Below are 7,658 nucleotides of genomic sequence, written 5' to 3' on the forward strand. Positions count from 1 at the left end.
GCCAACTTCACCGTCCCTCCGTCACATTAAGATTGGGCGTGTCGGTGTCCTGCGTGGCCTTACGATTGGCGGTCAGGCGCTCAATCGGACCCAAGGCTTTGCTATTCAGACGAATACCGTGAGCCGATAGCGACAGCTGGCTTTTCAGTTGCTGGATCTGCTGCTGCAACACTTCCTGATTACGCAAGATCAACTGGATCTGCTCTTGCAAAAACTCAAAATGAATCTGGAAATAGCGTACTGCCGGAAACACATCGGCGGCTTTTTCAGCCGGTACCAGCATCGGTGGATCGAGTCTGGACTTCTTGCGGGGTTTACGTAACATGCAACGTCTCCTTCCTTGTCTTTGGTTATTGTTATGCGGGTATGGAGTTGTTTTGTTTCCACCCAAAAAATTTGAGCGGATGGTTAATGCCCAGCAATCCCGATAGTTAAAGTATCTATAAATAGGTATATGTAGTGGCATATTGCTGAAAAATGGGGTTCCGGTTTTTCAGAAAACAACAAGTACTTTGAGGTGTGTGTCGAGTTGACGCCATGAATTCCAGAATGGGAATATTAAAACAGCCAACCGAGTATGGAAGTGGGATATTACAACCAATTAAATCATCAACAAACAACAAAGGCTAAACGGGTTAAAATGTTGCGATTCATGTTGTCACCTTAACTGCAATACTATATTTTTTTAAGAAATTAACCTAAATTTTTTTAGTTATTAATCGTTTTACTTTGAGTTTCTGTGACCAACGGAGAACACCCGTAATATAAAGCACCAAGGGAACTATTCCCATAGTAAAAACGATAACTTGACCAATCAACCCAAATGCTTCTCCGCTATGCAAGCTTAGCTGCCATTCATCGAAAATATCTCCCGCAGTATTATTATTACCATAATTTGTATAAAGCACTTCACCACTCTTAAGATCTATAGCAACCATCCGTCTAGTTATTGATTCCATAAGTTCATCCGGCCCGTGCTTGAATACTTTCACTATGCCGTTACCTGTATTATTCAGCAGAATAAAGTCAATTTTTCCGTCTGGGATTACACTGTTTGCAATTTCTAATACCTTATCCATACTGATAGGATCTTGGTCTACATGAGAAGTGTGATTAGAGAAATCAGGTGCAATGGTAATTGATGAAAGCAGGCCTACTAATGTATTGACTTGTTTTGGAAAACTCCCGTGAAAGCTAAGATACGCACCTGTAAACAACAGCATCAACAGCACGACAGCCGGATAAATACCGAAAACTTTGTGTAAATCGTAAGTAAGCCGCTCGGAACTCGATTTAGGTTTTACCGCTAAAGCCGCTTTAAGCTTACCGGACCTTGGCCACCAAAGAACAATGCCGCTAATCATAGAGATCAACATCAAAACCCCAATGACGCCAGTCGCCATTGCACCGATTTTGCCCAACCAAAACGAGTCATGAAATCGATAGATCATAGCCATCAATGGCCCATGCCAACTACAACACCAATCAAACGCCCCCCAAAGCCGCTGTCCCAGTATCTCTGCAGTATACGGATTAACGAAAATTTGGTAGCTGTCGGGAGATGGAGGAATATGGTAGAGAATGCTGAATACGGCATCGGGATGACGTGGGAATTTAACTTCTCGGATCATTCCTGTCTCCGGAAGCACGAACTCGGCAGCCTTTAAGATAACGCTTAGCGCTTTAACAGGCATATTTTCGCTGGGTCTGTCGACTCGCATCAGTTCGACATTTAACCAGGTGTCAATTTGCCCACCGAATACAATCAAGCTACCCGTCAGGCTAATCAATACTAACAATGCACCGGCAAACAACCCAAGATAGAGATGAGCTTGTAACCAAATTTTACGCCCGGATTTAAAAGACGGATACGATACGACGCTATTTTTCATGATGGTAATGGACTTAACGAAGAAAGTTGCCGGAGCATGCGGCGACACTCCGGCCTAACCCTGGTTTTCCTTGTTAAAACTCAATCCGAACCGATCCCAAAAAGGTTCTTGGCACACCTGTTCTTATACCTGTTCTTGATCCACTAGAGCCGCCGGATGTGTAGTATTCCTTATCAAGCAGGTTATCGACGTTAAATTGAAGGCTCATTTTTTTCGATTTACCGATGTTAAACGAATAGCCAAGCGCTGCATCCAAACGTGCATAGCCTGGAAGTTGAAAACTATTGGCGGTATCGCCTTGTCTCTGGCCTGCTAAAAAGACCCCTGCACCTGTCCACAAGCCATGCCAGCCGAAATCAGTAAACTCATAACGTGACCAAATACTGCCGGCATGTTTCGGTACGTTTGCGAATTGATTACCCTGCCTTCCTGATCTGTCCTTGGTAATTTCAGTATCGGTCAGTGAATAAGTGCCTATCAAATTCCAGTTATCGGTGAGTTTTCCGGAAATATCAAATTCGATGCCTTTGCTGCGAGCCTCGCCTACTAACTCTCTATAACCCTGAGTCGCTAATAATGAGTTGGAGTGAGGTTGCGCAACATTACTTTTTGTCAATTCATAAAATGCTAGATTGGCGCTTAATCGGTTATCAAACCATTCTGTTTTTAAACCGAATTCATACTCTTCTGAATGCTCAGGTTCCCGCTGTGACTCGGAAACAACTAGCCCCGTGTTCGCGCCATTGAAAGCCTTAACGTAGTTACCGTATATGGATAACTCTTTAATAGGGCGATAGAGCAAGCCTACTCTAGGGCTAAACTCACTATCATTGGCACCGCCTAAGTTGAGACCAGACGCAAGGCTAGATGTGTAGTTAGCCTGATCGTAACGGGCACCGTATAAAAGATGCCAGTCATCCAAAAATGTCATTTGATCTTGAATATAAAAGCCATACCATTCTTCGCGTTCATTAAAAGTTGGCTTTGGATTCTCAAGAGCAACATTAATTACAGATTGATTATATACGGGGTTGTAAATATTAAGTGTGGCAGGAAAAGTTTGGGTGCCACAGGTTTGACAAAATGATAACCGACCTTCTCCCATTCCACTTCTGTTGTAATAATCCCAGCCAACGGATAGCGCGTGTTTTGTGCTTAACACATCGAAATTTCCGGTGATATTAATCATTCCTTGTTTGCTTTCATCGGTGAATTGTGAATGAAAATATAATCTCCGAGCATCACCAGTGATTTCATTAAACGATTGAATAGTTGTATCGTCAAATTGTTGAACATTGTGATTGAAACCGAATTTTGCAACGAGTTTCCATGCCTCTGTGAATTCATGAAATAGGCTAACTCCACCATTATATAAAGTGAAATTATCATGATCAGATGGCTCGCCGGAAAAACGGCTAATCGGAATATTAGCCGGTCTATTACCGGAAGCTGGTAACCCAAGATTGGTAATACCCTGAACTTCATGATACCGAAAGTCAAAATCAATCTTGGTACTTGGTGATATTTTCCAGGTTAGCGAAGGCGCAACAAAAGCACGTTCTTTGTTAACATAATCGATATACGAATTACTATCCAAATACTCCATATTCAGACGATAGGCTAATGCCCCATCTTGAGTCAAAGGGCCTGTGGCATCGACCTGAGTTCGATAAAGATCAAATGAACCAAACTGCTGCTGTACTGAGTAATACGGCGTATCCAGAGGTCGTTTAGTAACATGATTAATCAAACCACCTGGCTGCAGTCGACCATAAAGCGCTGCGGAAGGTCCTTTGACGACCTCAACCCGCTCCAAATTAGCCAGAGAACGTGATTGCCCTAAATCAAGCATGCCGTCAATGTATTGTCTGCTACTGGTATTAAACCCACGCAAAAAAGCATCATCGTAGAAAAACTCATCGCCACGGGTATCGAAATAACCGCTAACATTTCTAAGCGCATCGCTGACACGAACCGCTTGCTGGTCATTCATGACGGCCTTGGGAATAACCTGAATAGACACCGGCGTTTCCATAATCGGCGTATCGGTTTTGGTAGCCGAACTGGCGTTGGTGCGGTTGTAATCAGGGTTGTAAGGATCATTCGCATCATAAACAGCCTTTCCAGAAACCTTCACTGCTGGTAAAGTCGATGCCGCATCGCTTCCAGGTTCTGCAACCTTGATCGCTACCGCGTTATCTTCCGTGATGGTATAGGTCAAACCACTTCCTGCCAGGAGTTTTCTAAAGCCTTCTTCGACGGTGTACTCGCCATCCAGTCCCTTGCTGGTTTTACCGTCGGTCAATTTGGACTCCCCGGTAAATAATATGCCGGCATCACGCGCAAACTGGCTAAGCGCCTGCCCCAAGGAACCGCCGCTGATGTGGTAGCTTTTCCTGTGGGTAGTTTCTTCTCCATGGGCTGCGACTGAAGCGGTCAGCGCTGAAGCCAATAGAATTCCCTGTATTGCTTGGCTCAATCGGGATGAACGAAAGCCCGGATTGCAGCGGCGGCGTGTGTTTGACATTGGTTTTTTCTCCATTTGTGGTGTTTTCATTAGCTAATACAAACGAGCAGGAAAAAACCGGAACTCCAAATTGAAGAAAAACTGAAAAAATTTCTAACAGATTGTTTTTGCAATGAAAAATAATTTATTTTTAAAGAGCTAATCGGGGTGGAACTGAACAAATTCAATACACAAAATTCCCGCACAGAGGTCTAGGACTCGAGTGATGAGGTTTATTTAGGCGATGATTTCTTCTTGTTTCCAGTAATCCGTTGGATTATAGTGGCCGCTATGCTAACCACTATCACCGAGCTTCCTGAATACATACGCCGCGCTAACGAACTACTCGATGAATCAGAGCGTAAGGCAATCATAGACTTTCTTGCCGGCCACCCGCGTAGCGGGGATGTCATGGAAGGAACCGGCGGCATTCGTAAGCTTCGTTGGGCGCGTGGTGGCAAAGGCAAAAGTGGTGGCGTCCGAATCATTTACTATTATCATGACCAACGAATTCCACTCTATTTACTGACTGTTTTTGGAAAAAATGAGAAATCGAATATCACAAAATCCGAGCGCAATGAGCTCGCCAAGTTGGTTGCAATTCTTGTTAAAGTTTCACTAGAGAGGGAGTATGGCAACCGCATTTGAAAGTATTGCACAGGGTTTGCGTGAGGCAATTGCCGTCAGCGAAGGGGAAGCAATTCCTGCAAACGTCTATCGCCCGGAAGAAATTGATGTAGGGCAATTGCGTCGTAGTCTAGGGCTTACGCAAGCAGACTTTGCCGTTAAGTTTTGCATCAGCCTTGGTACGCTCCGGCATTGGGAGCGCGGCGATCGTAAACCGCATGGACCTGCATTGGCTTTGTTGCATGTCGTAGCGAAAGAGCCTCAGGCAGTGCTCCGAGCTTTATCGTAAACGGGGTCTACCCGGACCGAGGGCTGCCGAATGGTCTCCCCCCTTACCTTTGCGAGAGCAGAAGGAATCAGCGCGGCAGGACTTTAACCCAGAAAGGTAGTGGGTGCGAGAGTTTGACTGGCAGGTTGGCCTCGAGAAAAGCCAGAATTTTATCGGTATCTTTCAGCGGGTAGGAACCGATGATCCGTAAATCGGCAATCTCAGGGGCACAAGTGATATAGCCTGGCCGGTAACGGCTTAGTTGCAGCAAAAATTCGCTGAGCGGCAAATCGTCGGCAACGATAAAGCCTTGGGTCCAGGCGGGTTTATTCTGGTTGTGTCGGTGGATAGGCTCAATGTGATTTGAGGCAAATTGAACTTGATGGCCTGCACCTAGGGTTTGTTTGACGGAAGTTGCGTCGGCTGGTTGGATTTCTACGGCATCTTGAAACACGGCAACCTGGGTCCGGTTTTGCTGCTGGCTGACGCTGAAACGCGTGCCGAGCGCCTGCACCCTGCCTTCCAAGGTATCCACGACAAACGGCCGTTTCCAGCCGGTATCGGCTGCTGTTTCGATGTAAATTTCCCCTTTAACCAACTGCAGCCTGCGCAAATTAACCGAGAAATCGACGTTTACCGCGCTGCCGCTATCCATAACGACGGTAGAGCCGTCGGCTAGGGTGATGGTTTTACTTTCGCCGAGTGCTGTGTGTTGATCGGCCGACCATTCCTGCCAATAACGACCTCGAGAAACCTGCCAGCCGGACAATCCTGCAACACCCAATAGGGCCATGCTCAACAGCATGCGTCTTCGATTGAGATTGGGGGCATTCAACGCTTCGCTTGCGGCGAAGGCCACTTGTGGCGGCAGTGATTTAAATTTGTCGGTATAAAATTCAACTCTAGCCCAAGCCATTTGATGATCGGGGTGGGAAGCTAGCCAGGCTTGCCACTGTGCGGTTTCGTCGGGACGAACGTTACCGGAGCTTAGAACCATAAACCATTCAGCCGCCTCCGCCACCACGCGGGGATGAATCTTTTGCCGATTTTCAGACGACATGTACGGTTAGAACTCCACGCTCAGGCATAGCACCATGGCTTGTACCATGTACTTTCTGATCATGCGATCACTAACGCCAAGTTTTTCGGCGATTTCAACGTAGGTAAGTCCATCGATCTGGGACATTAAGAATGCCTTGCGAGCCTTTTCCGGTAAACGATTAAGCAATTCGTCAATTTCTTGTATGGTTTCCAGAATAATGGCATTTTCTTCCATTGACAACGAAGTGGCTTCAGGAAGCGCCGAAAGGCGTTCCAAATACACTTGTTCAATGGTGGCGCGGCGCCAATGGTTGATCAGTAAATTTTTTGCGATGGTGGCGAGATAGGGCCTGGGTTCGTTTAAATCCGGTGTGCGACCCGATGCCATCACCCTCACAAAAGTATCGTGGGCATGATCTTCGGCTTGCAAGCGACATTGCACGCGCTTGCCCAGCCAACCGAGCAGCCAGGAGTGATGCTCGCGATACAGCTGGGACAAGGCTTCATTCGTCAGTAATTCTGTCGCCATTAGTAACGCCTATTCATAATTGAAAGCTGTACTTTCAAAGCGACATCCAGAATAGTGATCATGATTTTGGTTGCCTCGGTTTATGCCATCGAATATTGTTTTTGTTGTTTTTAAGTGAGCTGTTTTTATTAAAAACCTTTCATAAATGCAAAAAATATTCCATTAGGTCGATTTTGCAAGCAGTTTTGGCATGTGTATTTTGTAAAAGCCAAATAAATTCATTTGGTTAGGTATTGTTAAAAAGTTATACCTAAGCTGATTGATCAACAATTCATTAAGCAATGGAAGCAAATTCTTAAGAAAAAGTGTGTCATATCGCTTGTTTTTCATGTGGAAGTGCGTGAAATCTCGTACCTGCTGAGCGCAAAAAATGAGTGCAATTATCTAGTTGGATAACGCGCTCTTATGCTCAAAAGTTTAGCTGTATGTGTTTGCTGACTGCGATGAACACGTTGTCACTGAAGTCGGCTTGCCTTGCTGATCCAATTCCACCGCAAAGGCTTTACCGTAGAACGCCGGACAAGCGCAAAAATCCGGTAACAATCGTTGGATGGCATTGGCCGAATTGCTGACGGTGTTGGCCACCACAAAAGCAACGAAGGCAACAGTCTCTATTGATCTTCCAAGAAGCACAACCGAGCGTCCGCTTTTTATCAAATCGGCCCTGGAAACACTAGGGGCTGTTGCCATTTTGTCATAATCCCTTTGAAAATCGATTGGCGAGCCATATTGATTGAGTTTTCAATCAAACGATAACTAGCGAATGCCACGCCAACTGCTTACAGATACCCACTG

The 7,658-nt window shown here is 45.5% G+C and carries 8 protein-coding genes; 3 read left to right on the forward strand and 5 right to left on the reverse strand.

The window, feature by feature from the left end; translation table 11 throughout:
- Nucleotides 1–7: 7 nt before the first annotated feature.
- From QLH52_RS10850 to QLH52_RS10860, 3 genes are all read right to left on the reverse strand, one after another.
- Nucleotides 8–325, reverse strand: coding sequence for a hypothetical protein (locus tag QLH52_RS10850; RefSeq protein WP_319961545.1), 318 nt, complete (start codon nt 323–325; stop codon nt 8–10).
- Nucleotides 326–698: 373 nt separating this feature from the next.
- Entirely contained in the window at nt 699–1,892 is a 1,194-nt protein-coding gene (locus QLH52_RS10855) for a PepSY-associated TM helix domain-containing protein (protein ID WP_319961546.1), read from the reverse strand.
- A 73-nt stretch (nt 1,893–1,965) separates the two neighbouring features.
- A complete protein-coding gene (locus QLH52_RS10860) occupies nt 1,966–4,449 on the reverse strand; it encodes a TonB-dependent siderophore receptor (protein WP_319961547.1) in 2,484 nt (827 codons plus the stop codon).
- A 240-nt stretch (nt 4,450–4,689) separates the two neighbouring features.
- Between QLH52_RS10860 and QLH52_RS10865 the strand changes: the two genes are divergently transcribed.
- On the forward strand, nt 4,690–5,046 hold the full coding sequence (locus QLH52_RS10865) for a type II toxin-antitoxin system RelE/ParE family toxin (RefSeq protein ID WP_319961548.1): 357 nt from the start codon (nt 4,690–4,692) through the stop codon (nt 5,044–5,046).
- Entirely contained in the window at nt 5,030–5,314 is a 285-nt protein-coding gene (locus QLH52_RS10870) for a helix-turn-helix domain-containing protein (RefSeq protein ID WP_319961549.1), read from the forward strand. Before QLH52_RS10865 ends, QLH52_RS10870 begins: the two co-directional genes overlap by 17 nt.
- Before the next feature lie 67 nt (nt 5,315–5,381).
- Here QLH52_RS10870 and QLH52_RS10875 read toward each other — a convergent pair whose 3' ends face one another.
- Both QLH52_RS10875 and QLH52_RS10880 read right to left on the reverse strand, forming a co-directional pair.
- The gene (locus tag QLH52_RS10875; RefSeq protein ID WP_319961550.1) at nt 5,382–6,353 is read right to left on the reverse strand and encodes a FecR domain-containing protein; all 972 of its coding nucleotides are present in this window, start codon (nt 6,351–6,353) and stop codon (nt 5,382–5,384) included.
- A gap of 6 nt (nt 6,354–6,359) precedes the next feature.
- Nucleotides 6,360–6,863 carry a sigma-70 family RNA polymerase sigma factor gene (locus QLH52_RS10880; RefSeq protein WP_319961551.1) on the reverse strand — a complete coding sequence of 168 codons (504 nt, stop codon included), beginning with the start codon at nt 6,861–6,863 and terminating at the stop codon, nt 6,360–6,362.
- A gap of 550 nt (nt 6,864–7,413) precedes the next feature.
- Here QLH52_RS10880 and QLH52_RS10885 point away from each other — a divergent pair.
- Nucleotides 7,414–7,563 carry a hypothetical protein gene (locus QLH52_RS10885; protein ID WP_319961552.1) on the forward strand — a complete coding sequence of 50 codons (150 nt, stop codon included), beginning with the start codon at nt 7,414–7,416 and terminating at the stop codon, nt 7,561–7,563.
- The last annotated feature ends 95 nt before the right edge of the window (nt 7,564–7,658 follow it).

The organism is Methylomonas defluvii, from assembly GCF_033949435.1.
Lineage (GTDB): Bacteria > Pseudomonadota > Gammaproteobacteria > Methylococcales > Methylomonadaceae > Methylomonas > Methylomonas defluvii.

What these genes read in the sequence shown, in the direction of transcription:
- QLH52_RS10865 (WP_319961548.1), top strand. Translation starts at nt 4,690, where the DNA reads ATGCTAACCACTATCACCGAGCTTCCTGAATACATACGCCGCGCTAAC.
- QLH52_RS10870 (WP_319961549.1), top strand. Translation starts at nt 5,030, where the DNA reads ATGGCAACCGCATTTGAAAGTATTGCACAGGGTTTGCGTGAGGCAATT.
- QLH52_RS10855 (WP_319961546.1), bottom strand. Translation starts at nt 1,892, where the DNA reads ATGAAAAATAGCGTCGTATCGTATCCGTCTTTTAAATCCGGGCGTAAA.
- QLH52_RS10880 (WP_319961551.1), bottom strand. Translation starts at nt 6,863, where the DNA reads ATGGCGACAGAATTACTGACGAATGAAGCCTTGTCCCAGCTGTATCGC.
- QLH52_RS10860 (WP_319961547.1), bottom strand. Translation starts at nt 4,449, where the DNA reads ATGAAAACACCACAAATGGAGAAAAAACCAATGTCAAACACACGCCGC.
- QLH52_RS10885 (WP_319961552.1), top strand. Translation starts at nt 7,414, where the DNA reads ATGGCATTGGCCGAATTGCTGACGGTGTTGGCCACCACAAAAGCAACG.
- QLH52_RS10875 (WP_319961550.1), bottom strand. Translation starts at nt 6,353, where the DNA reads ATGTCGTCTGAAAATCGGCAAAAGATTCATCCCCGCGTGGTGGCGGAG.
- QLH52_RS10850 (WP_319961545.1), bottom strand. Translation starts at nt 325, where the DNA reads ATGTTACGTAAACCCCGCAAGAAGTCCAGACTCGATCCACCGATGCTG.